Here is a 22,486-nt window from a genome sequence, read left to right as displayed (position 1 = left end):
CAGTGATCACCCGAGCCTAGGGTCTCGCCGGTGTCGCCCGAGTGGCCAATCCCGCGCTAAAGCGAGCGGCCACTCCGCCCGGTCAGCCGGCGGCCTGCTTCACCAAGGCGGCGATCCGCTTCTCCACCGCGGCGGTCATCTTGGTCAGCGCGAAGGCTGTCGGCCACATCGCGCCGTCGTCCAGCTGGGCGGCCTCGTTGAAGCCGAGTGTCGCGTACCGCGTCTTGAACTTCGCCTTCGCCTGGAAGAAGCAGACGATCTTGCCGTCGAGCGCGTAGGCGGGCTGGCCGTACCAGAGCTTCGACGCGAGCGCCGGGGCGTTGGCCTTCACGATGGCGTGGACGCGCTCGGCGAGCACCCGGTCCTCGTCGGGCATCTCGGCGATCTTCGCGACGACGTCCTGCTCCGCCTCCGCGGCCTTGTCAGCGGCCGAAGCGCGGCGCGCGGACTTCTTCATGTCCTGGGCGTGTTCCTTCATCGCGGCCTTCTCTTCGGCCGTGAATCCTTCGTACGTGGTGCTCATGGTGTTCTCTCCCTGGTAGGCGGCGAGCGGGGGCATGCGGTAGTGGCACATCAGGACTGGCTGGCGAGAGCGGAGGTCTCCCACACGAAGCCGTCCGGATCGGTGAACGGGGCGGCGGGGCCGCTGACCGCGATCCGGTGCGAGCCGGTGCCCTCCGGGGCGACGCCGGCGTCCTTGGCCAGGGCCTTGCGCCGGTACAGCGCCAGCTTCACGGGGCTGGACCCGGATTCGAACTCGACGTACACGCGGCCGAAGCTCTTCCCGACGGTGAGACCGTGCTCGACGTAGAACTTCTTGCTCGCGGCGACGTCGGCGACACCCAGCAGCAGCACGATGTCGTCGATCTCGCGGGTGGCCGGGCCGGTGTTCTTCTTCGCCGAGGTGGCGATCTTCCAGATCGCGCCGTCCGGAGCCTGGACGGTTCCGCCGTAACCCCACATCGACTTCGCGGCGGGCTTGATCACGGTCGCCCCGGCGGCGACGGCCGCCTCGATCAGGGCGTCGGCGTTGGCGGGCTGGGACACCGTGAGGGAAAGGGTGTAGCCGCGGAAGCCGGTGGTGGGCTCCTGCGAGGCCCGCAGCCGAAGCTGGGTGTCGAGCCCGAAGGCGGTGGTGTAGAAGCGTTCGGCGGCCGCGGTGTCGGCCACTTCGAGGGTGATGGCGTCGATGAAGTTCATGCCGGTAACGCTATTTCCGGGAGGCCGTCCGGTGCTTCTCGATTCCTGATCGGTCGTATCGTCGCTGGTCAGCGCGGGCGGACAGGGGGCTGGGCGGGGCTGAAGGGGCCCTTCACCTCATCGCATGCGGCGAAGGACGCCTTCGTCGCATCGCATGCGGCGAAGGACCCCTTCAGCCCACTGGACGCCAAAACCGGCCGGGCGGGGCGGGGGCCTCCTCGGCCGATGAGCGCTGAGGTGAAGAAGAGAGTTCAGTCGAGGGCGGCATCGTCCAGGAGCGCCGCCTCGGCGCCAACTCGCGGAGTTCGCTGCGGACCACGGTGCGAGCCGGGCTGAAGGGGCCCTTCACCTCATCACATGCGGCGAAGGGCGCTTTCCTCGCATCGCATGCGGCGAAGGGCCCCTTCAGCCCACTGGACGCCAAAACCGGCCGGGCGGGGCGGGGGCCTCCTCGGCCGATGAGCGACTGAAGTAAAAGGGCTCAGTCGAGGGGCACCATCCAGGAGAGCCGTCGGCGCCGAACTCGCGAAGTTCGCCACGGTGCGGACCGGGCTGAAGGGGCCCTTCACCTCATCACATGCAGTGAAGGACGCTTTCGTCGCATCGCATGCGGCGAAGGACGCTTTCAGCCCACTGGACGCACAAAACCGGCCGGGCGGGCGAGCAGGCCCGCACGGCCGGTGAGCGACTGAAGTAAAGGTGGCTCAGTCGAGGGCGGCGTCGTCCAAGAGCGCCGCCTCGGCACCGAACTCGCGGAGTTCGTCGCGGATCACGGTGTAGGCCAGCCCCTGGGGGTAGCCCTTGCGGGCGAGGAAGCCCAGCAGGCGACGGATCGCCGTCTGCTCGTCGACGTTGCCCAAGGAGCGCATGCGCTTCCGTACCAGCTCTCGGGCGCGCTGCTCCTCTGCCTCTCGGTCCACCTCTTCGGCGGCCTGGACGGCGATATCCCCATCGATTCCTTTGCGTTTGAGTTCGGCCACGAGGGCGTTCCGCGCCAGGCCCATATTGGCATGACGGGAACGAACCCACATCTCGGCGAACTCGGCGTCGTTGATGAGCCCTGCCTGGTCCAGCTTACCGAGCAGGGTCTCCGACGTCTCCTCGTCGAAGCCTTTGCGCTTCAACGCCTGGCGGAGTTCCTCCGTGGAGCGCGGGCGCGCGGCCAAGAGATCGAAGCAGATCTCCTTGGCCTTCTTCCTCCGCTCGTCCGGCGGCAACTCCGCCGGATCCACTTTGGGCGCTCGCATTCAGCCATCACTCCAGACGAAAATCACGCGACCGACTCCGGGGGCCCTTAGAAGTCGACCGGCGCCGGGGCGGCTTCGGCGTCGACGACGGCGCCGATACCGAGCTTCTCCTTGATGCGCTTCTCGATCTCGTTGGCGATGTCCGGGTTGTCCAGCAGGAACTTGCGGGCGTTCTCCTTGCCCTGGCCCAGCTGGTCGCCCTCGTAGGTGTACCAGGCACCGGACTTGCGCAGGATGCCCTGGTCGACACCCATGTCGATCAGCGAACCCTCGCGGGAGACGCCCTTGCCGTAGAGGATGTCGAACTCGGCCTGCTTGAAGGGCGGCGCGACCTTGTTCTTCACGACCTTGACGCGGGTGCGGTTACCGACGGGCTCGCCGCCGTCCTTCAGCGTCTCGATGCGGCGGACGTCCAGCCGGACCGAAGCGTAGAACTTCAGCGCCTTACCACCGGTCGTGGTCTCCGGGGAGCCGAACATGACGCCGATCTTCTCGCGCAGCTGGTTGATGAAGATCGCGGTGGTGCCGGAGTTGTTCATCGCACCGGTCATCTTCCGCAGCGCCTGGCTCATCAGCCGGGCCTGCAGGCCGACGTGGTTGTCACCCATCTCGCCCTCGATCTCGGCGCGCGGCACGAGCGCGGCGACCGAGTCGATGACCAGGATGTCGAGCGCGCCGGAGCGGATCAGCATGTCCGCGATCTCGAGCGCCTGCTCACCGGTGTCCGGCTGGGAGACCAGCAGCGCGTCGGTGTCGACGCCGAGCTTCTTGGCGTACTCCGGGTCCAGCGCGTGCTCCGCGTCGATGAACGCGGCGATGCCGCCGTTCTTCTGCGCGTTGGCGACCGCGTGCAGCGCGACGGTGGTCTTACCGGAGGACTCCGGACCGTAGATCTCGATGACCCGGCCGCGGGGCAGGCCGCCGATCCCGAGCGCGACGTCGAGTGCGATGGCACCGGTCGGAATGACGGCGATCGGGGCGCGGCCCTCTTCACCGAGGCGCATGACCGAGCCCTTGCCGTACTGCTTGTCGATCTGGGCGAGGGCCAGTTCGAGCGCCTTGTCCTTGTCGGGTGCTGCTGGTGCCATGGAGTCCACCTCGTTGGTTGAGCCGATAGGGCTTGTTCAGTTCTGAGCTGTCGGGTCCGACGCTACGGGCGACCACCGACAATTCCAGGCCTCGCGCCCAAGCTGTGGATCGCTGACCCCGTTGTGGACAACACCATAGACGAACGTGTGTTCGAGGAGGTGACCGACACGCCGTTGCGCTAAAGTGTGCGGCCGTTCTCCGAGGTCAGCGCCGCTCCGGCGGGATCTCGAAGGCGTCGCAGACCGCCCGCCAGACGTCCTTGGCCGAGGTTCCCGCGGCAAGGGCCTGCTCGACGGTCCGGCCCCCGAGTTCACCGAAGACGTGATCCCTGGAGAGGGTTTCCGCACGTCCGGGACCGAATTCGTCGGCCATCAGCCGCCGGAAGACCGTGATACGCATCGGGCGAAGTCTAGCCTCGCCCCGGCCCGAAACGCGTGAAGGCCCCCTTCCCTCGGCTGAGCCGGGGGAAGGGGGCCTTCACGCGCGGAGATGGAGCAGCAATGTGTTTACCCAGCTTGGAGGGCTTTCGGTGGCACCGGCCCGACGCCAGTGGCGGTCGGCCCCAACGGGCGCTTGGTCCTCGGCTCACCTGACCGGCGGGTACTGCGCGCGGTTTCGTCACTCAACGTTTCCATTCCCTCATCGTCGCAGCGTGGGCTCGTCCTGAAGGGACACTTTCCGCCGACTCGATCATGGTCACGCACTGTGACTGGTGGTACGTAGTGTTACTGCTAGTGAGGGGTGTGTGGATTTAGGGACGTTGAACGTCCCTAAATCCACACACCCCTCACATCGGTCCCTGGTACGGACGTCAATCGGGCGTGTCCGATCGACTTATGTCCCTTGTGGACGATCAGGAACGCCGGGTCCCGCCCCCTCAACGCTGAGCCGAGGGACCTTCACGCGCAGGAGGCAGGACCTACTCGCCCGGCTGGACGCTCTTCTCGAAGTAATCGGCCAGTTCGCCCGGCGTCGGGTTCTGCCCTTCGGCCGGGACCTGGTAGATGAAGCCGACCAGCGGCCGGTCGGTCACGGTGAACACCAGCACGGCCGCGTTCCGTCCCGCCGCCGACGAGTACTGGCCTTCGAGGGCGTTGCCCGCCCACTTGGCCTCGGTGCGGTCGCCTCCGGCGAAGGCCAGCAGCTGGCCGGTGTAGGCCTTGAGCTTCTCCGCGGAGTCGCTCTGCAGGTATGTCACCTGGGTCCCGGCGCGGCCCGGCGCGGAGCAGGTCGACGTCACGCCGAGGTCCTCCGCCGGTTTCGCCGGCCCGTTGCCCATCCCGGGTTTGCAGTCGCCGGTGTCGGCGATCTTCCCGGCGAGCTGGCGCAGGCAGCCGGTGAGGCCCTTGTCGTCGGCCGCGGTGGGCGTCTTGCACTCGTCGGCGGTGTAGGTGGTCGCCGAGGAGGACGTCAGGAAGTACACGAGCCCGGCGGCGATCAGGACGACGACGGCCGCGATCGCACCGATGACGACCGGCTTCTTCTTGGCCGCCTTCGCCTTGTCGCCGGTGTCGCCGCCGGCCAGCGAGTACGTCGGGAAGTTCGTCGGCGCGGGCTGCTGCTGCACCTGCTGCGGGCCGCTGTTCGGATAGCCCGACTGCGGGAAACCGCCGGAGTGACCGGGTCCGCTGGTCTGACTGGGGCCCCCACCCGAGTACCCGGGGATCGACGCGACCTGCTGCGGAGGCGGCGCGTACGGGCCCGAAGCGCCGGGACCGGTCTGATGCGCACCGGTTCCCGCCGCGACCTGCCCTTCGACGCCCTGCGTACGCGAGCTGATGCCGTCGGAGGCGACGTGCTGAGCGCCGAGCGCCACCGCGGTCTCGGGCTGGTCGAGGCTGCCGGGGACGACGCCGAGCTTCTCCGCGATCAGGCTGCCGACCAGCGGGAGCCTGCTCGAACCGCCGACGAGGTAGATACCGGCGAGCCGGTCCGGCGTCATCCCGGCCGAACGGACCACCCTGGCCATCAGTTCGACGCTGCGCAGCATCGACGGCCGTACCAGCGCCTCGAGTTCGCCGCGGGTGACGAGCACGTCTTCGAACGGTTCCGGCATCGGGACCTCGGTCTGCGGGTGCCGTGAAAGGGCCTCCTTCGCCGCCTTCACGTCTTCCTGCAGCGCGCGGCGCGTACGGCGGTCCGGAGTGGACTCGGGCCGCAGAACCCGCTGCCAGCGCTGGGGATCCTTGTGCGAGACCTCACGACCGACGTGCACCAGCAGGGCCTGGTCGACGTCGAGACCGCCGAGGTCGGGAAGACCGTCTTCGGCGACGACGGTGAAGCCGCCGTTCGGGGTCGCGCCGACGATGGCGACGTCGAAGGTGCCGGCGCCGAGGTCGTACACGGCGAGCGCCTGCCCCGGCGCGAGCGTCTTGCCGGGGAACGACGCGAAATGCGCCGCCGCGGCGACCGGCTCGGGGACGAGCACCAGGTTGCCGCCCATCCCGGCGAGGCGGGCGGCGGACAGCAGCACGTTGCGGCGGGTCTGGCCCCACTGCGCGGGATGGGTGAGCCGGACCTCGTCGGGCATCTCGCCGCCGAGCTGGCGGGTGGTCTCGTCGAGGACGCGGCGCAGGATCGCGGCCAGTACCTCGGTGACCGGGATGACGTCGGTGCCCAGGAGCAGCGTCTGCTCGTCGATCCGGCGCTTGGGGTTGGGCTCGAACCGGGTCGGGTCGAGCCGGGCACGGCGTTCGGCGTCCCGGCCGACCATGATCGTGCCGTCCTCGGTCGCGAACACCGCGGACGGCATGTTGGCCGAACCGTCGACCTCGACCACCCGCGGCGGCCGCCCGTGCGCCGACAGCACGGCCACGGTGTTGGACGTACCGAGGTCCACCGACAGGATCCGCACAGCTCTTCCCCTTCACAAGACGAACGGCGGCCGCCCCCGATCGACGATCCGGCCGCGCTGGCCGTGATGTTCCCACGACCGAGGTCACCGTACGTGCGGACCCGCCAAACTCGTCCCCGACCAGGTACCGGAGCGGCCTCCGGGCGAAACTGTCGGGGGTCCGGCGCACTATGGAGGGCGTGGCAGACGTACTCGACCTCTTCTCCCCCGCGACCAGGGACTGGTTCACCGGGGCCTTCGCCGCGCCCACCCGCGCGCAGGAAGGGGCTTGGCGAGCCGCGCACGCCGGGGAACACGCGCTGGTCGTGGCCCCGACAGGGTCCGGTAAGACGCTCTCGGCGTTCCTCTGGGCGCTGGACAGGCTGTCGGTCGAGCCGCCGCCGTCCGAACCGCGTAAACGCTGCCGTGTCCTCTATGTCTCCCCGCTGAAGGCACTGGCCGTCGACGTCCAGCGCAACCTGCGGGCCCCGCTGGCCGGTATCTCCCAGGCGTCGCGGCGGCTGGGGCTGCCGGTGCCGGACATCGGCGTCGGCATGCGCACCGGCGACACCACCGCGGCCGAGCGGCGCTCCTTCGGCAAGACACCGCCGGATGTGCTGGTCACCACACCGGAGTCGCTGTTCCTCATCCTCACCTCCTCCGCGCGCGAATCGCTGCGCGGCGTGGAGACGGTGATCATCGACGAGGTGCACGCAGTCGCCGGCGGCAAACGCGGCGCGCATCTGGCCCTCTCGCTCGAACGGCTCGACGCCCTGCTCGAGAAGCCCGCGCAGCGGATCGGCTTGTCGGCGACGGTCCGCCCGATCGACGAGGTCGCCTCGTTCCTCGCCGGCGGCAGGCCGGTCACGGTCGTCCAGCCGAAGCTCGCGAAGACGATCGAGGTCCGCGTCGAGGTCCCGGTCGAGGACATGTCCAATCTCGACGGACCTCAGGGGCCGAAGCAGAACGAAGACCTCGACGCGGGTCTCGCCCGGTTGCCGGGCGCGCTGGAGGAGATCGACGGCGCACCGCGCAGGCCGTCCATCTGGCCCGCCGTGGAGGAACGGGTCCTCGAACTGATCCAGGCCCACCGGTCGACGATCGTGTTCGCGAACTCGCGGCGGCTCACCGAGCGGATGACGGCGCGGCTCAACGAACTCGTCGCGGAACAGTCCGAACTGGAGCCGGATCAGCGGTTCCCGGCCGAGGCGATCGGCCAGTCCGGGCTCACCACCGGCGCGGCGCCGGTGATCGCGCGGGCGCACCACGGCTCGATGTCGCGGGAACAGCGCACCCACGTCGAAGAGGAACTCAAGACGGGCCGCCTCGCCTGTGTCGTGGCGACGTCCTCGTTGGAACTGGGCATCGACATGGGCGCGGTGGATCTCGTCGTGCAGATCGAGGCGCCGCCGACGGTCGCTTCGGGTCTGCAGCGGGTCGGCCGGGCCGGGCACCAGGTCGGCGCGGTGTCGAGCGGGGTGATGTTCCCGAAGTTCCGGGGCGACCTCGTCTCCTGCGCGGTGGTCGCGGAACGGATGGCGTCCGGGGCGATCGAGGCGGTGCGGTACCCGCGCAACCCGCTGGACGTGCTCGCGCAGCAGATCGTGGCGATGGTGGCGCTGGAATCGTGGACGGTCGACGACGTGGCCGCCCTCGTCCGCCGCGCGGCGCCGTTCGCTTCCCTGCCGGACGACGCGTTGCTGGCGGTGCTCGACATGCTCGCCGGCCGGTACCCGAGCGAGGAGTTCGGGGAACTGCGCGCCCGGATCACCTGGGACAGGGTCAGCGGCGAACTGCACGGCCGCCCCGGTTCGCAGCGGCTCGCGGTGACCTCCGGCGGCACGATCCCCGATCGCGGCCTGTTCACCGTGATGACGCCGGGTGCCGACGACAAACCCGGGTCGCGCGTGGGTGAACTCGACGAGGAGATGGTCTACGAATCCCGCGTCGGGGACACGATCCTGCTCGGCACCTCCTCCTGGCGGGTCACCGACATCACCCACGACCGGGTGATCGTCGTGCCCGCGCCGGGTGAGCCCGCGCGGATGCCGTTCTGGAAGGGCGACGCCCCCGGCCGCCCGCTGGAACTGGGGCGGGCGCTGGGCGCGTTCGTCCGCGAACTGTCCACTTCGGAACCGTCGGTGGCCAGGGAGCGCGCCGCCGTCGCCGGGCTGGACGAGTACGCGTGCGACAACCTGCTGGCGTATCTGGAAGAACAGAAGTCGGCGACCCGGCATGTCCCGAACGACAAGACCGTCCTGCTGGAACGGTTCCGCGACGAACTCGGGGACTGGCGGGTCATCCTGCACTCCCCCTTCGGCGCTCAGGTCAACGCGCCGTGGGCGCTCGCGATCGCGGCCCGGCTGCGGGAGAACCGCGGGGTCGACGCGCAGGTGGCGCATTCCGACGACGGCATCGTGCTGCGGCTGCCGGAGGCCTTGGACTCCGAGGGCTCGGAAATCACCATCGGCGTCGAAGACGTGCTGCTCGATCCGGAAGAGGTCGAGCAGCTGATCGTGGCCGAGGTCGGCGGTTCGGCGGTGTTCGCCGCCCGGTTCCGGGAGTGCGCGGCACGGTCGCTGCTGCTCCCCCGCCGGGATCCGCGCCGCCGCACCCCGCTGTGGCAGCAACGGCAGCGCGCGTCGCAACTGCTTTCGGTGGCGGCCAAGTACGAGCGGTTCCCCGTCGTGCTGGAAGCGATGCGGGAAGTCCTGCAGGACGTGTACGACGTCGGCGGGCTACGCGAACTGATGGCCGATGTCCGGTCGAGGAAGGTCAAGCTGGTCGAAGTCGAGACGCCGTCGGCGTCGCCGTTCGCGCGCAGCCTGCTCTTCGGCTACGTCGGGATGTTCCTGTACGAGACCGACGCCCCGCTCGCGGAACGGCGCGCGGCGGCGCTGGCGCTGGATTCGACGCTGCTGGCCGAACTGCTCGGCACCGAGGCGATCCGGGAACTGCTCGACGCCGAGGTGGTCGCCGAGGTCGAGCGGTCGCTGCAGCGGCTCGAACCCGACAGGCACGCCCGCAACGCCGAAGAAGCCGCGGATCTGTTGCGGTTCCTCGGAGATCTCTCGATCGAGGAGGCCGCCGCACGCGGTATCCGGCGGGAGTGGCTGGAGGAGCTGGAGGCCGCGCGGCGGGTGATCCGGGTCCGCATCGGCGGTGGCGAACGTTTCATCGCCATCGAGGACGCGGGCCGGGTGCGGGACGCGCTGGGCACCGCGCTGCCCGTCGGCGTGCCGGAAGCGTTCACGGAACCGGTCGAGGACCCGGTCGGCGACCTGCTGTCGCGCTACTCGCGCAGTCGTGGCCCGTTCAGTGCCCGGCAGGCCGCCGAGCGGTTCGGGCTGGGCACGGCCGTGGTCACCGGCGTGCTGGACAGGCTGACCGCGCAGGGCAGGCTGGTGCGGGGCGAGCTGAGCCCGGTCGGGCATCCGGAGACCCACGGCGTCGGGATGGAGTTCTGCGACGCGTCGGTGCTGCGCAGGCTCCGGAGGGCGTCGCTGGCGCGGCTGCGGGCCGAGGTGGAGCCGGTCGAACCGGCCGCCCTGGGCCGGTTCCTGCCGTCCTGGCACGGCATCGGCGCGCGAATGCGTTCGGCACCGACGGCGGACGACGTGCTGTCCGTGGTCGAGCAGCTGGCGGGCGCGCCGCTGCCGGCGAGCGCGGTCGAGTCGCTGATCCTGCCGAGCAGGCTGCCCGGCTACACGCCGTCGCTGCTCGACGAACTGACCACGGCGGGCGAGGTCACCTGGTGCGGCTGCGGTTCCCTGTCCGGCGGGGACGGCTGGCTGGCGCTCGCGCCCACCGACGTCGCCGATCTGCTGCTTCCCGACCTCGACGACGATCTGCCGTCGGGTCCGCTCCACGAGGCCATTCTGTCCACTTTGGAGGGTGGGGCGCAGTTCTTCCGCCAGCTCGTCGACCGGGCGTCGCCGTTGGTCGAAACGCCGCCCAACGACGGTGAAGTCGTTGCCGCGCTGTGGGATCTGGTGTGGGCCGGGCTGGTCACCGGGGACACGCTGGGGCCACTGCGGGCGCAGGTCTCCGGTTCGGGTGCCGCGCACAAGCCCCGGCGGCAAGCTCCCCGGGGCCGGTACGCGCGGCTTCGGGCCGGAAGGCCGGCGATGCCGTCGCGGACCGGTCCGCCGACGGTCGCGGGCCGCTGGGCGCTCACCCCGGAGCGCGCACCGGACCCGACCAGACGTGCGCTCGCGCGGACGGAGGCGTTCCTGGAACGGCACGGCGTCCTCACCCGCGGCGCCCTCGACACCGAGCGGGTGACCGGCGGTTTTTCCGGGATCTACAAGGTTTTGCGCGGGATGGAGGACTCGGGCCAAGTGGTCCGTGGCTACGTCGTCGAGGGGCTCGGGGCCGCGCAGTTCGCGGCGAAAGGCGCCGTCGACAGGCTGCGCGCGCAGTCCGGGAACCAGCGCACCACCCGGGAGGGGGCGGTCGTGCTCGCCGCCGCCGACCCCGCCCAGCCCTACGGTGCCGCGTTGCCGTGGCCTGCCGCGACGGGTGACACGAAGCACCGTCCCGCAAGGAAAGCGGGAGCGCTGGCGGTGCTCGTGGACGGTGTCCCGGCGATGTACGTCGAACGCGGTGGCCGGTCGCTGCTGAGTTTCACCGAGGATCAGGAGACCTTGCGGTCGGCCGCGCGGGCACTGTCCACAGCGGTACGGGAAGGCTGGCTGGGGCAGCTCGCGGTACAGAAGGCCGACGGCGAGGTGGCGCTCACCTCCGAGCTGTCCTCGGTGCTCCAGGAGGCGGGATTCCGGGCGACTCCGAAGGGCCTGCGCCTGCGGGCCTAGAATTGCCGCTCAGGCCAGCGGAGAAGGACGTTCGAACATGGTGATGCGCGACCTGCGCTACTTCGGGGATCCCGTGCTCAAGACCGTATGCGACCCGGTCACGAAATTCGACAAGAAGATCGAGTCGCTGGTCACCGACCTGATGGACGGGGTGAAACCGGCCGGGCGCGCGGGTCTCGCGGCGCCGCAGATCGGGGTCGGCCTGCGCGTGTTCAGCTACGACGTCGGCGGGCTGACCGGGTACGTGATCAACCCGGAGCTCGTCGAACTCTCCGAGGAGACGCACGAGATCGGTGAAGGCTGCCTTTCCGTGCCGGAGCTGTGGTTCCCGGTCGTCCGCGCGAAGCGGGCCGTGGTGCGCGGTGTCGACCTGCGCAACGAACCGGTCGAGGTCGAAGGCGTCGACGTGCTCGCGCAGTGCCTGCAGCACGAGACCGACCACCTCGACGGCAAGCTGTACCTGGACCGGCTCACTCCCGAGCGCAAGAAGCGCGCACTGGGCGAGGCCCGCGGCAAAGACTGGTTCTGGAAGCGCTGACCTCCCTCGCGTTCAGTCCTCTGAATGCGGTCGTTGCCCGTGCAAGTACCGCATCGAGAGGACTAAACGCGTGAGTCGGGGAGGCGGAAGCGCAGGGTGCCGGAGTCGCCCGGGAGGCGTTCGGGGCGGAGCCCCACCCGGGCGGCGGTGCGGTACAGGGAGTCGTCGCCGGGCAGGCAGACGGCGGCGAGTTCGCGCTCCCCCTTGGCCGCGGCGACGACGGCGAGCCGGGACAGCAAGGCCGTGCCGATGCCCTGGCGCTGCCAGGAATCCTCGACCAGGAGTGAGATTTCGGCCGCGCTCCCGTCGGCCGACGGGATCAGCTGGCCGAGACCGATCACGTCGCGGCCGCAGACCGCGAGCAGGCTCACCCCGCGCGGCGGCATCAGGAGCCGGTGCAGCCAGCGACGCGGCACGGCGCGCAGCCCCGTGTGGTATCGGTGGAAGAGCGTGGTCATCGAGCATCTCTGGTGCAGTGCGGACACCGCCTCCGCGTCACCGGGGACGCCCTTCCTCAGGACGATCGCGGCGCCGTCGGGGCGGTCGAGCACGATCGGTCCGGTCACGTTGTCGCGGACGGCGGTCATCAGGCCGATCAGCGCGACGGCCCGGCTCAGTTCGAGTTCGACGAACGGCGACCATCGGCGGCGCGCGACGAACGTCGTGCCGTCCCCGGCCGCGAACACCGCCCGGTGCCCGCCCTCCGTACGCGCCGGATTCGCCTCGATCGACGGGACCCTCGTGACGACGTCGGCCGCGAGGACGCCGCGGAGCACCTCCACCAGCCCGCTGGGCTCCTCGACGGCCCGTTTGGCCGCGGTGAGCGTCGCGGTGGCCGGATCGACCAGTTCGGCCAGGTCGGCGTCGATGACGGCGGAGCATTCGCAGCCTTCGTCGCGGATCGCGTCGATGAGCAGTTGCCGCGGCAGGCCGTCGGCGGGGCGCAGGACGATCTCGTCGAGCACGCCGCCGGGGACCGGGAGCACCGACAGGCCGAGGATGTTGCACTCCAGATCGGCCAGGCGGATCGCGATCCTGGCCAGAGTGCCCGGCCGGTCGTCCACGCGGATCCGCACCCGCCAGGCCGACGCGGCCGCCGTCTCTTCACCGGGATGAACCTGGGTGGGCCGGACTCGATAGGTCTCCATGGCCTCCACGGTCCCGGCCGGTTGTTGCCTGCCCACGGCGCCGGTGTTTCGCTCAGGTCAGCGTTCGGCACCGCCGCGCAACCCCGGCGAAACACTCAGCGCGGGGAAAGCACGCTGAACTCGTTGCCCTCCGGGTCTGCCATGGCCTCGCCGTGTGCCCCTGTCGCGCCGAGTTCCCGCAGGCGCCGGACCTCGGCGGCCCGGCTTCCGCCTCGCCGCGGCGCGATCTCGAACCGCAGCCGGTTCCGGTGCCGCTTCTCCTCCTCGGTGGCGAGGAATTCGAGCCACGGGCCGCGACCGCCCGGCGGCCGCAGGCCCACGATCGTCGCCTCCCGGACGCCGATCTCCCAGCCGAGCGCGGCCGCCCAGAACCGCGCGAGCCGCCCCGGATCCCGGGCGTCGATGACGACCGAGGCGATCGCACCGGTGCCCGCGTACTGCTCGCGGGGTTCGAGGACACAGAACTCGTTGCCCTCGGGATCCGCCAGCACCACCCACGGCACCCGGTTCTCCTCCGGCGGGCCCTGGCCGACGTCGATGTGCCGTGCGCCGAGGGACAGCGCACGGTCCACCAGTTCGGCCTGGTGCTCCGGCGAACGGCTCGCCAGATCCAGGTGCAGCCGGTTCTTGCCCCGTTTGGGCCCCGCCTCCGAGCGGAAGGCCGGGTCGAACGGGGCGTCCCAGCTGAACAGCCCTTCCCAGAAACCCGCCAGATCTCTGGGAAGGGCCGAGTCGAAGACCAGGTTCACCAGGCGTGTCACCACACCGGTGAACCTAGACGGCACCACCGACACTTTTGACCGGTTTGGCTTCCCCACCGACCGGTCATCGGGTCGCGAGCCGCAGAAGGGCCCAGAGTTGTCCCGCCATGTCCTGGTCTCCGCTGACCGTCACCGCCGTCGGACCCGCCCGGCCCCAGAGCCAGCGGTAGATCTTGTCCGGATGGCCGGTGACCAGGTCGTCCGCGCGCTGGGCCTCGGCGTCCGAGCACCGCCAGGCGACCGTTTCCGTCGGCCCGGCCCTGGCGATCCAGCTGTGGCCCGCGGTGCGCACGCCGACCGATCCGGTCTTCGTCCCGGACAGTCCCAGCAACGGCAGCCGCTGGCCGAACCAGAGCGTCAGCGCCTCGTCGATCCCGTCCAGTGCCACGTCTTCGGGGATCTCCGACACGTCCCGTCCGGCCGCGCTCTCCGCGTCGATCCGGTGGATCGTCGCCTCGTGCGCCATCCGCCGCCGCCAGAACCCGTAACTGCGGTCCGCCGGCCACCAGGTCGGCGCCAGTTCGTCCGCGTCGTGCGCGGACAGTTCGGCGACGAGTTCGTCCCGGCCCTCGCGGAAGTACTCCTCCAGGGTCTGTCCCGGCCCCGGTTTGCGCTGCCAGTGCTCGGGACGGCGCCCGTCGGTGATCCACCGGCGGGCGACCCGGTACACGCTGCCCACGTGCCGGAGCACCTCGCCGAGTGTCCAGCCGGGGCAGGTCGGGACCGGCGCGTCGGCGGACGCGCTGTGCGCCACCTGAGCCATCAGCTCGGTTTCGGCGCCGATCACCTCCAGAAACCTGCCCTGGTCGATCATGGCCTGCCCGGCCATCGGCCTCCCCCTCTCCGTGGCGCGCTAGGCCACATGCGCCGAGTCACCCATCGGCAGCCCGTGCACCACCCGCCGCACCAGTTCCAGGAACACCGCGGAGGATTTCGCCAGCTCGTCCGCCAGTTCGACGGTGACCTTGCCGGTGATGCCCGCCTGTGCGGCGGCCCGAGTCGCGGAGTTGGCCGCGAAGAACGCCGCCCACTCCTTCAGCTCGGGCGCGACGGATTCGAGCAGCACCCAGCCGCTCGCCGGCCGGGCCCGGCCCCGGTGCGGACGGCCGCGGGCCTCCAGTACCGCCGCCGCACCCCGCAGCGCGGCGAGGTACGCCCCGATGAACCGTTCCGCGGGATCGCTCTCCCGCTCTGCCTCGCCAAGGCCACGCCTCGCCTGTGCGTACAAGGAGACCGCCGCGGGTGGTGCCGGCGGGCGCAACGACATCGGCAGGGCGGGCTGCGCGGAGCCCCCCGGCCTCTCGGCTTCGTCAGGGGACACGACCGAAACGGACATGACGACCCTCCTCCTGTACGTGAGCGCCGGCCGGTGCCCGGCGCCGAGGCGCTTCCCCCGCCCCCGCTCCGGGCACCTACCGGTGCGCGCTCACCGAATGTCGAACGTCTGTTCGAACAAGTCCAATGTAACCCCGAAGTGGCCCTTTCTTCAACCCCGGCTGCCTCACCCCCGTAACGGGGCGATCGCCGCATGTGGTGCGGGACACGGGATCGGTCACGTGATCTCATAGCTCCATGAGCACCATCGACCAGTCCGGCCACCCCTCGGTGGCCAAGGTCGCGGCCGCGCTCGCCGAGGCGGGTCAGCAGGCCGCCGCGGACGGGATCCGGATCCTCCCCGCCGAAGTCCGCACGGCCGCGCAAGCCGCCGAAGCACTCGGCGTCGAGGTCGGCGCGATCGCGAACAGCCTCGTGTTCCGCAGCCGCACCGGCGAAACGGAAACGGCCCTGCTCGCGCTGACCTCCGGCGCGCACCGCGCCGACACCGGGCTGCTGGCCACGCTGACCGGCGCCGACGAGATCGGCAAGGCGGACGCGGAGTTCGTCCGCGCGCACACCGGGCAGCCGATCGGCGGCGTCGCCCCGGTCGGTCACCCGAAGGCGCTGACCACCGTCGTCGACACCGCGTTGCGCGCCCACGACGTCGTCTGGGCCGCCGCCGGGCATCCGAAGTCGGTGTTCCCCACGACGTTCGAGGAGCTGGTCGCGCTGACCGGGGGTACTCCCGCGGCCGTCGCGGGCGGCGGGCAGGATGGACGCCCGTGACCGCGATGTCCTCGGAATGCACCCGCTACGTCCAGTTGTCCGCGGACGAGTTCCGCGCCCGGCTCCCCGAGGCGCTGACCATCTACGTCAACGCCATGCGCTACCCCGAAGGCACGGCGGAACAGCGCGCGCCGATGTGGCTCACGCACGCGCTGCGTGAGGGCTGGCGCTGCATGGCCGCGCTCGACGCGGACGGCGTCCTGCTCGGGCTCGCCTACGGCTACAAGGGCCGCGGCGGCCAGTGGTGGCATGAGCAGGTCCGCCACGGCCTGACCCGCCGCGAGGGCCAGGCCGCCGCCGAGCACTGGATGTCCGACTACTTCGAGCTCACCGAGATCCACGTCAGCCCCGAAAGCCAGGGGAAGCGGATCGGCGAGGACCTCCTGCGACGGCTGCTCGACGGCGTGCCCAACGCCCACGTCCTCCTTTCCACGCCGGAAGGCACCAGCCGGGCCTGGAACCTGTACCGGCGCGTCGGATTCGTCGATGTGCTGCGGGACTACCACTTCGCCGGGGATCCGCGGGCGTTCGCGATCCTCGGCCGGACGCTGCCCCTTTAAGGCTTCGTATAGGCGACGGCGAGCGCGGCGATGAGCACCGCCGCGCCGCACCAGCCCACGGCGCCGAGCCGTTCCCCGAGCACGGCCATGGACAGCAGCGCGGCGGTCAGCGGTTCGAGCAGGGCGGACAACGCGGCCAGTACGGGATGCCCGCTTTCCAGACCGCGGAAGTACGCGGCGTACGCCAGCGCCGTGGGCACGACACCGAAGTACAGGACGAGCGCGAGAACGTCAGCGTGCGGCGGCACCGCCATCCCGAACCACGCCGCGGCGGGGGCGAGCGCGGCGCCGCCGATCAGGCAGCCGAAAGCCGTGGTGGGCAAGGGATCCAGCCCCTCGACGCGGGTCGCGGTCACCAGGGTCAGCGCGGCGAACCCGGCCGCGGCGAGCAAGGCGAACAGCACTCCGGCGATGTCGACCTTCTCGCCGGGTGTCCATTGCAGCAGCGCGAGGCCGGTGAGGGAACCGGCCAGGGACACCAAGGTCCAGCGCGTGGGGAGTTCCTTGGTCCTGACGACCGTCACGACGGCGAGCAGCACGGGCGCGCTGCCGATGGTGGTCATCGTCGCGACGCTCACCGAACTCAGCGAGACAGCGGCGAAGTAGCTGGTCTGGAAGAGGGCGAACAAACCACCGACCACCAGGAGGCGACGGCGGACCTCTCGCGTGCGCGGAAGGCCGCGGAGACCGCCGGTGAGCCAGAGGTAGCCGGTGGCGATCACGCCGCCGATCAGCAGGCGGTAGGCCGCGACACTCAGCGGATGGAGTCCCGCGCGGGACGCCAGCAGGGATCCGGCGAGGCCGCCGGTCCCCCAGAGGACACCGGCGAGGACGAGCGCGGCCGACGAACGGGCGCGCGTGGGTACGGCAACGGACATGGAGAAACGCTCCTGCGTCTGTGTCTGTCGGAAAGGACGTCGACGACGCGGGGTGCTTCAGTGCAGCACGGATCGGCCGGGCGGCTGGAACGCCGCGCGGCCGGAGACACCCCGCTCAGGAGGCGGGGGGTGGGGTGACGAGGAAGATCCGGTGCACGGGCCGAACGTATCAAGGAGGCGGCGGCGGGTGCACGTGAATTGCGGCACGGCGGGTGGGGCGCGCAATGAAAGGTCCTTTCCTTGCGAAATTTGCAAGGAAAGGACCTTTCATGGCACTAGTGGACGCGAGAAAGCTCAGTCCAGCGTTGCCAGCATCTCCCGCAGCGTGTCCAGCCCCATCCCGCCGAGCGCCAGCGCCCGCGTGTGGAACTGCTTGATGTCGAACGCGTCGCCCTGCCGGGCACGGGCCTCGTCGCGCGCGGCGAGCCACAGGCGTTCGCCGAGTTTGTACGACGGCGCCTGCCCCGGCCAGCCCAGGTAGCGGTCGATCTCGTCGTGCACGTGGGCCGGATCGGTCACGGTCCGGGTGAGCATGAACTCCAGGCCGAGTTCGGGCGTCCACCGCTCGCCCTCGTGGAATCCGGTCCCGGCCGGGATCTCCAGCTCCAGGTGCATGCCGATGTCGACGATCACCCGCGCGGCGCGGAACAGCTGCTCGGACAGCATGCCGAACAGTTCGCCGTCGTCGGCGAGGAATCCGAGGTCCTGCATCAGCCGCTCGGAGTACAGCGCCCAGCCCTCGGCGTGCCCGGAGGTGAACGCCAGCAGCCGCTGGTACTTGTCGAGCGACTTCGACTGGTCGACCGCGGTCGCGATCTGCAGGTGGTGGCCCGGCGCGCCCTCGTGGTAGACGGTGCTGACCTCGCGCCAGGTGGTGAACTCGTCCCGGCCCTGCGGCAGCGACCACCACATGCGGCCGGGGCGGGAGAAGTCCTCGCTGGGGCCGGTGTAGTACGCGCCGACGGTGCCACCGGGCGGGGCGATCTTGCACTCCAGTTCCATCACCCGATCGGAGATGTCGAAGTGCTTGCCGCGCAACGACTTCAGCGCGTTGTCCGACAGGTTCTGCATCCAGGCCTGGAATTCCGACCGGCCGCGCACGACGTACTTCGGATCGGCGTCGAGGACGGTGGCCGCCTCGGCCAGTGTGGCGCCGGGCTTGATCCGGGCGGCGACCTCGAGCATTTCCGCTTCGATGCGGGTGAACTCGGCCCAGCCCCAGGCGTAGGCCTCGTCCAGGTCGAGCGTGGCGCCGGTGAACACCCGGGACCACAGTTTGTACACCTCGGCGCCGACGGCGTCCTTGACCGGCGCGAGCGGGGCGAGTTCGGCGCGGAGGAAGCCGGCGAACTCCGCGTACGCCTCTTGTGCGGCGTTCGCGGCCTGGTCGAGTTCGGCGCGAAGCTGGTCGCTCAGGCCCTTCGCGCCCGAAGCCATGGCGCTGAAGAACCCGGTCTCGTCCTTGAGGCCCGCCCAGGTTTCGGCCTGCTCGGCGACCTTGCCGACCTGCCGCAACGCCGCCACCCGGCCGGCGCCCGCGGCCGCGAGCAGCGAGGCGCGGATGCCGTCGAGCGCCTCGGGCACCTTCGCCATCCGGACGGCGATGGTCGCCCAGTCCTCCGCGGTGTCGGTGGGCATGAGGTCGAAGACCATGCGCAGGTCCTGCACGGGGCTCGCGATCACGTTCAGCGCCGCGAGGTCGAGACCCGCCTCGTGGATCTCCAGCTGCAACCCGGTCCGCTCCACGAAGACCGCCTTGGCCGCGCGTTCGCCGTCGTCGCCCGGTTCGGCCGCTTCGATGTCGGCCAGCGCGCGGGCGGCGATGGCGGCCCGCGCCGCGTGCCCCGCGGGCGAGTAGTCGGTCAATTGGTCGTCGTATCCGGAGATGCCGAACGTCGTCGCCGCGACCGGGTCGGCCGCGGCGTACTCGTCGACGTACCGGTCACAGATGTCATGCACACCGTGCGCAGTTGAAGCCATGCCAGGCACGCTACCGGGACGACGGGCTACTTCGGTACGGACTTACGCCCGGGCGGGGACCAGGCCGAGCCTGCTGACCACCTCACGGGTGGCCTTGGACCGGTTGAACGTGTAGAAGTGCAGGTCGGGGACGCCTTCGGCGATGAGCCGCTCGCAGAGTTCGGTCACCGTGTCGATCCCCGCGGCGCGGAAGGCCTTCGGGTCGTCGGCCAGCGGTTCGAGCCGGTCCAGTAGCCGCCGCGGCGCGGGCGCGCCGGACAGCTTGATCGTGGTGTGCAGGGTCCGCAGCGTGGTCAGCGGCATGATCCCGGGGATGACCAGCGCCTCGCAGCCGGTGGCCGCCACCCTGTCCCGCAGGCGGAGGAAGTCTTCGGGCTCGAAGAACAGCTGCGCGATCGCGAAATCCGCGCCCGCGCGGAGCTTGCGCACGAGGTACTCGGTGTCGGCTTCGAGGTTCGCCGACCTGGGGTGACCGTACGGGAAGGCCGAGACGCCGACGCAGAAGTCACCGAGGGAACGCACCAGTTCGACGAGTTCCTCGGCGTAGTTGAGCCCTTCCGGATGCGGGACCCAGTCGCCGTAGACGTCGCCCGGCGGGTCGCCCCGCAGCGCGAGGATGTTCCGCACGCCGACGGCGGCGTACCAGCCGATGACGTTGCGCAGCTCCGCGACCGAGTGGTTCACGGCGGTCAGATGGGCCATCGGCACCAGTGTGGTCTCGGTGGCAACGCGGGCGATGCTGCGGATCGTGCCGTCGCGGCTGGACCCGCCCGCCCCGTAGGTGATCGACATGTACGCCGGGTCCAGCGGCTCGAGTTCCCGGATCGACTTCCACAGCACGGCCTCGTCGGCCGCGTCGCGAGGAGGGAAGAACTCGATGGAGAACACGGGTCCATCACCCTGCAACCGCTCGACCACCGACGTCATACCGCCATGTTAAGGGGGAAAGTCCATTGCCTGGGAGCCCCCTCTCAGGCAATGGACGTGCGACTTCAGCCACGCGCGAGCGGTTGCCGAGCGGCGCGCGGCTGGGGAGACTCGGGGACGAGCAGCAGGGAGCCGCCATGAGCGCCGAAACCGACACCAGCTGGGACGAGGACGTCCGCGTCGCGGTCTACCGCGCGTTCGCCGAGCACGGGAGGCCGCCGACGGCCCCGGAACTGGCCGACGCGGCCCACGGATCGCTCGCGGTGGCGAAACAGGCATTGCACCGGCTCGCCGAGCAGCGGCATCTGGTGCTCGACGCCCGCGAGCACGTCGTGATGGCCCATCCGTTCGCGGCGATCCCGCTGGGGTTCGCCGTGATGGGCACCGGCACGCTGTGGTGGGGCGGCTGCGCGTGGGACGCCTTCGCGATCCCGCATCTGGTCAAGGCCGAACCCGAGGTGCTGGTGGCCACGCGCTGCCGCGGCTGCGGTGAGCCGAAGGCGCTGCTGGTGGGCGACAAGGCCCCGCCGGAGGGCGATCTGGTCGCGCACTTCCTGGTCCCGGTGGCCCGGATGTGGGACGACGTGGTGCACACGTGCGCCAACCAGCGGCTGTTCTGCGGTGAGTCCTGTGTGGACGGATGGCTCACGGAAACGGGACAGGACAAGGGCTACGTCATGGATCTCGCGACGCTGTGGCGGCTCGCGGCCGGCTGGTACGAGGGCAGGCTCGAGCACGGCTACACCCGCCGCGACCCTGCCTCCGCGGCCGAGTACTTCGCGAAGGCAGGGCTGAGCGGCCCGTTCTGGAGTTAGACCAGGAATCGCAGGGCGGCGGTGACGACGACGCCGCAGAGGATCGCGGCGAGCACCGGCACGCGCAGTACGTAGGTCACCGCGATCGCGGCCAGTCCGGCGCAGAGCGTCCAGTCGACCCCGGACCAGGCAGGACCGGTCACGTCGGTGAGCACGAGACCGGCCAGGAGCGCGGGTGCGAGCAGTGCGATGACCCCGGCCAGCCGCGGCGGCAGTTGCCGGTCGCCGAGCAGGACCGGGCCCGCCGCCTTGAACCCGATGCTGACCAGCGCGACGGCGACGATGGCGATCCAGAGTGTCATCGCCGGGCCCCCAATCCCACCAGCGCCGCCGCCGAAGCGCCGATCAGCGCGAGCCCGACCGGGACGAACAGCACCAGGACGCCGGCGAGGCAGGCGGCGAGCGCCGCCGTCCAGACCGCCTCACGCGACCGGCGGAGTTCGTCGATGAGCAGGACCAGGAAGAAGCCGGGGAACACGACGTCGAGGCCGAAGCGCGCGACGATGTCCGGTGACGGGGCGGCGAGGACGCCCAGCACGGTGCCCAGGACCCACGCGGGTAGCTGGACGAGCGTGCAGCCGATGAGCTTCTCGCGATCGAAGCGCCCTTCGCCGAGGTGGGCGGCGACCCACGAGCCGTCGACGACGGCCTGGCCCTCCCACGCGCGGCGCAGGCGCCCGCCGCGCAGGTCCGCGGCGACGGCGGCGCCCATCGGCAGGAACCGGGCGTTGATCAGGGCCGCGGCACCGACCGCCACGGCGATGTTGCCGCCGCCCGCGAGCGCGGTGGCCATCGCGAACTGGGCCGAGCCGGAGAACACGATGATCGACGCGACGATCGGGGCCGCGATCCCCCACGCCAGAGTCTGACTGTAGGCGCCGAAGGTGACACCGAGGACGAAGGTCGCGACACCCAGTCCGAGTCCGACTCGGGCGCCGGACAGATAGTGCTGCCGGAGCGTGGTCATACGACCGAGCCTAACAAGCTAAACTGAGTTTGACCATTAGGAGGACCTGTGGACGACCACTGGGACGGGTACGACAGCATCGGCGGAAGCGTGCCGTTGGACCTGGTCAACACCGTTTCGTGGCGACGCGCTCCCACCAGGCGGAACGACCGCCTTTCGGATCCGGAGCGGCTGTCCGAGTGGGTCGTCCTGGTCGGGGCGGGGCCGGACCGGCTGGAGATCTCCGAGGCCGTCCTGGAGTCGGTGAAGTCCCTCCGCGAGACGCTCTACCGGGTGCTCGTGTCCGATCCCCCGGACGCCGGGGCCCTGCGAAAGCCGCTGCTCGCCGCCTACCGGCACGCCGACCTCGCGCCGTCCCTGCCGCTGCGGTGGACGGTGCCGCTGGAGAACGGCGACGCGCTGCCGCACTTCCTCGCGCTGGCGACCGAGGACCTGCTGCGCTCCGAAGCCCTCGATCGGATCCGGGAGTGCGAAGGACCGGGGTGCGGCTGGGTCTTCACCGACCACACGCGCAACCGGTCGCGGCGGTGGTGCAGCTCGTCGGACTGCGGAAACCGGGCGCGGGCGAAGCGGCACTACGACAAGACCCGCGTTTAGTCCTCTGGATGCGGCCCTCGCGTGGGGCG

At 70.6% G+C, this 22,486-nt stretch carries 21 protein-coding genes; 6 read left to right on the top strand and 15 right to left on the bottom strand.

All coding sequences use genetic code 11. From position 1 onward, the window contains the following. Positions 1 to 82: 82 nt before the first annotated feature. The 6 genes from SD37_RS12685 to SD37_RS12660 all read right to left on the bottom strand — a co-directional run bounded on the left by SD37_RS12685 (position 83) and on the right by SD37_RS12660 (position 6,390). Entirely contained in the window at positions 83 to 523 is a 441-nt protein-coding gene (locus SD37_RS12685) for an iron chaperone (RefSeq protein ID WP_044854429.1), read from the bottom strand. A gap of 50 nt (positions 524 to 573) precedes the next feature. Beyond that, positions 574 to 1,200: a VOC family protein gene (locus tag SD37_RS12680; protein WP_044854214.1), complete on the bottom strand. Its 627-nt coding sequence runs from the start codon at positions 1,198 to 1,200 to the stop codon at positions 574 to 576. A 704-nt stretch (positions 1,201 to 1,904) separates the two neighbouring features. After that, positions 1,905 to 2,432 carry a regulatory protein RecX gene (locus SD37_RS12675; RefSeq protein WP_145926911.1) on the bottom strand — a complete coding sequence of 176 codons (528 nt, stop codon included), beginning with the start codon at positions 2,430 to 2,432 and terminating at the stop codon, positions 1,905 to 1,907. A gap of 62 nt (positions 2,433 to 2,494) precedes the next feature. Then, positions 2,495 to 3,535 (bottom strand): recombinase RecA, encoded by a 1,041-nt coding sequence (gene recA, locus SD37_RS12670; RefSeq protein WP_020637646.1) that lies wholly within the window; start codon positions 3,533 to 3,535, stop codon positions 2,495 to 2,497. 205 nt (positions 3,536 to 3,740) lie between these two features. After that, positions 3,741 to 3,935, bottom strand: coding sequence for a DUF3046 domain-containing protein (locus SD37_RS12665; RefSeq protein WP_044854212.1), 195 nt, complete (start codon positions 3,933 to 3,935; stop codon positions 3,741 to 3,743). Between the two features lie 520 nt (positions 3,936 to 4,455). Next, positions 4,456 to 6,390 carry an Hsp70 family protein gene (locus SD37_RS12660; protein ID WP_044854211.1) on the bottom strand — a complete coding sequence of 645 codons (1,935 nt, stop codon included), beginning with the start codon at positions 6,388 to 6,390 and terminating at the stop codon, positions 4,456 to 4,458. Positions 6,391 to 6,560: 170 nt separating this feature from the next. Here SD37_RS12660 and SD37_RS12655 point away from each other — a divergent pair, with 170 nt between their 5' ends. Both SD37_RS12655 and def read left to right on the top strand, forming a co-directional pair. Beyond that, a complete protein-coding gene (locus SD37_RS12655) occupies positions 6,561 to 11,183 on the top strand; it encodes an ATP-dependent helicase (protein ID WP_044854210.1) in 4,623 nt (1,540 codons plus the stop codon). A gap of 37 nt (positions 11,184 to 11,220) precedes the next feature. After that, positions 11,221 to 11,721, top strand: coding sequence for a peptide deformylase (gene def, locus SD37_RS12650; RefSeq protein ID WP_044854209.1), 501 nt, complete (start codon positions 11,221 to 11,223; stop codon positions 11,719 to 11,721). A gap of 62 nt (positions 11,722 to 11,783) precedes the next feature. Here the strand turns inward: def and SD37_RS12645 are convergent, their stop codons facing one another. From SD37_RS12645 to SD37_RS12630, 4 genes are all read right to left on the bottom strand, one after another. Beyond that, positions 11,784 to 12,869, bottom strand: a complete 1,086-nt coding sequence (locus SD37_RS12645; protein ID WP_044854208.1) for a GNAT family N-acetyltransferase — start codon at positions 12,867 to 12,869, stop codon at positions 11,784 to 11,786. Positions 12,870 to 12,964: 95 nt separating this feature from the next. Further along, positions 12,965 to 13,633: a VOC family protein gene (locus tag SD37_RS12640; RefSeq protein WP_044854207.1), complete on the bottom strand. Its 669-nt coding sequence runs from the start codon at positions 13,631 to 13,633 to the stop codon at positions 12,965 to 12,967. 61 nt (positions 13,634 to 13,694) lie between these two features. Further along, complete coding sequence (locus tag SD37_RS12635) at positions 13,695 to 14,459, bottom strand: maleylpyruvate isomerase family mycothiol-dependent enzyme (RefSeq protein ID WP_044854206.1); 765 nt, start codon at positions 14,457 to 14,459, stop codon at positions 13,695 to 13,697. A 24-nt stretch (positions 14,460 to 14,483) separates the two neighbouring features. Then, positions 14,484 to 14,966 (bottom strand): SAV_6107 family HEPN domain-containing protein, encoded by a 483-nt coding sequence (locus SD37_RS12630; protein ID WP_044854205.1) that lies wholly within the window; start codon positions 14,964 to 14,966, stop codon positions 14,484 to 14,486. Between the two features lie 236 nt (positions 14,967 to 15,202). Between SD37_RS12630 and SD37_RS12625 the strand changes: the two genes are divergently transcribed. Together SD37_RS12625 and SD37_RS12620 are read left to right on the top strand one after the other, a co-directional pair. Continuing rightward, a complete protein-coding gene (locus tag SD37_RS12625; protein WP_044854204.1) occupies positions 15,203 to 15,733 on the top strand; it encodes a YbaK/EbsC family protein in 531 nt (176 codons plus the stop codon). Beyond that, the gene (locus SD37_RS12620; RefSeq protein ID WP_037304242.1) at positions 15,730 to 16,293 is read left to right on the top strand and encodes a GNAT family N-acetyltransferase; all 564 of its coding nucleotides are present in this window, start codon (positions 15,730 to 15,732) and stop codon (positions 16,291 to 16,293) included. Before SD37_RS12625 ends, SD37_RS12620 begins: the two co-directional genes overlap by 4 nt. Here SD37_RS12620 and SD37_RS12615 read toward each other — a convergent pair. From SD37_RS12615 to metF, 3 genes are all read right to left on the bottom strand, one after another. Then, positions 16,290 to 17,171 carry a DMT family transporter gene (locus SD37_RS12615; protein WP_044854203.1) on the bottom strand — a complete coding sequence of 294 codons (882 nt, stop codon included), beginning with the start codon at positions 17,169 to 17,171 and terminating at the stop codon, positions 16,290 to 16,292. The two genes, SD37_RS12620 and SD37_RS12615, sit on opposite strands and share 4 nt — an antisense overlap. 294 nt (positions 17,172 to 17,465) lie before the next feature. Continuing rightward, positions 17,466 to 19,151: a DUF885 domain-containing protein gene (locus SD37_RS12610; RefSeq protein ID WP_044854202.1), complete on the bottom strand. Its 1,686-nt coding sequence runs from the start codon at positions 19,149 to 19,151 to the stop codon at positions 17,466 to 17,468. 42 nt (positions 19,152 to 19,193) lie between these two features. Then, positions 19,194 to 20,078: a methylenetetrahydrofolate reductase [NAD(P)H] gene (gene metF, locus SD37_RS12605; RefSeq protein ID WP_037304247.1), complete on the bottom strand. Its 885-nt coding sequence runs from the start codon at positions 20,076 to 20,078 to the stop codon at positions 19,194 to 19,196. A gap of 137 nt (positions 20,079 to 20,215) precedes the next feature. Here metF and merB point away from each other — a divergent pair, with 137 nt between their 5' ends. Then, positions 20,216 to 20,893, top strand: a complete 678-nt coding sequence (gene merB / locus SD37_RS12600; RefSeq protein ID WP_044854201.1) for an organomercurial lyase — start codon at positions 20,216 to 20,218, stop codon at positions 20,891 to 20,893. On the opposite strand, the gene SD37_RS12595 is transcribed toward merB, so the two are convergent. Both SD37_RS12595 and SD37_RS12590 read right to left on the bottom strand, forming a co-directional pair. Next, positions 20,890 to 21,195 carry an AzlD domain-containing protein gene (locus SD37_RS12595; protein WP_044854200.1) on the bottom strand — a complete coding sequence of 102 codons (306 nt, stop codon included), beginning with the start codon at positions 21,193 to 21,195 and terminating at the stop codon, positions 20,890 to 20,892. The genes merB and SD37_RS12595 overlap by 4 nt on opposite strands. Then, complete coding sequence (locus SD37_RS12590) at positions 21,192 to 21,860, bottom strand: AzlC family ABC transporter permease (protein ID WP_044854199.1); 669 nt, start codon at positions 21,858 to 21,860, stop codon at positions 21,192 to 21,194. Before SD37_RS12590 ends, SD37_RS12595 begins: the two co-directional genes overlap by 4 nt. A gap of 48 nt (positions 21,861 to 21,908) precedes the next feature. On the opposite strand from SD37_RS12590, the gene SD37_RS12585 reads away from it, so the two are divergent. Continuing rightward, positions 21,909 to 22,457, top strand: coding sequence for a CGNR zinc finger domain-containing protein (locus SD37_RS12585; protein WP_044854198.1), 549 nt, complete (start codon positions 21,909 to 21,911; stop codon positions 22,455 to 22,457). The last annotated feature ends 29 nt before the right edge of the window (positions 22,458 to 22,486 follow it).

Origin of the sequence: Amycolatopsis orientalis (assembly GCF_000943515.2) — a bacterium.
GTDB lineage: Bacteria > Actinomycetota > Actinomycetes > Mycobacteriales > Pseudonocardiaceae > Amycolatopsis > Amycolatopsis orientalis.
Note: the sequence above shows the minus strand (reverse complement) of the source record. Positions and strands in the feature narration are given on the sequence as shown.

Coding starts and splice junctions, on each gene's coding strand:
- recA (WP_020637646.1), bottom strand. CDS start 3,535: ATGGCACCAGCAGCACCCGACAAGGACAAGGCGCTCGAACTGGCCCTC.
- SD37_RS12595 (WP_044854200.1), bottom strand. CDS start 21,195: ATGACACTCTGGATCGCCATCGTCGCCGTCGCGCTGGTCAGCATCGGG.
- SD37_RS12655 (WP_044854210.1), top strand. CDS start 6,561: ATGGAGGGCGTGGCAGACGTACTCGACCTCTTCTCCCCCGCGACCAGG.
- merB (WP_044854201.1), top strand. CDS start 20,216: ATGAGCGCCGAAACCGACACCAGCTGGGACGAGGACGTCCGCGTCGCG.
- SD37_RS12590 (WP_044854199.1), bottom strand. CDS start 21,860: ATGACCACGCTCCGGCAGCACTATCTGTCCGGCGCCCGAGTCGGACTC.
- metF (WP_037304247.1), bottom strand. CDS start 20,078: ATGACGTCGGTGGTCGAGCGGTTGCAGGGTGATGGACCCGTGTTCTCC.
- SD37_RS12665 (WP_044854212.1), bottom strand. CDS start 3,935: ATGCGTATCACGGTCTTCCGGCGGCTGATGGCCGACGAATTCGGTCCC.
- SD37_RS12685 (WP_044854429.1), bottom strand. CDS start 523: ATGAGCACCACGTACGAAGGATTCACGGCCGAAGAGAAGGCCGCGATG.
- SD37_RS12645 (WP_044854208.1), bottom strand. CDS start 12,869: ATGGAGACCTATCGAGTCCGGCCCACCCAGGTTCATCCCGGTGAAGAG.
- SD37_RS12680 (WP_044854214.1), bottom strand. CDS start 1,200: ATGAACTTCATCGACGCCATCACCCTCGAAGTGGCCGACACCGCGGCC.
- SD37_RS12625 (WP_044854204.1), top strand. CDS start 15,203: ATGAGCACCATCGACCAGTCCGGCCACCCCTCGGTGGCCAAGGTCGCG.
- SD37_RS12610 (WP_044854202.1), bottom strand. CDS start 19,151: ATGGCTTCAACTGCGCACGGTGTGCATGACATCTGTGACCGGTACGTC.
- SD37_RS12630 (WP_044854205.1), bottom strand. CDS start 14,966: ATGTCCGTTTCGGTCGTGTCCCCTGACGAAGCCGAGAGGCCGGGGGGC.
- SD37_RS12635 (WP_044854206.1), bottom strand. CDS start 14,459: ATGGCCGGGCAGGCCATGATCGACCAGGGCAGGTTTCTGGAGGTGATC.
- def (WP_044854209.1), top strand. CDS start 11,221: ATGGTGATGCGCGACCTGCGCTACTTCGGGGATCCCGTGCTCAAGACC.
- SD37_RS12615 (WP_044854203.1), bottom strand. CDS start 17,171: ATGTCCGTTGCCGTACCCACGCGCGCCCGTTCGTCGGCCGCGCTCGTC.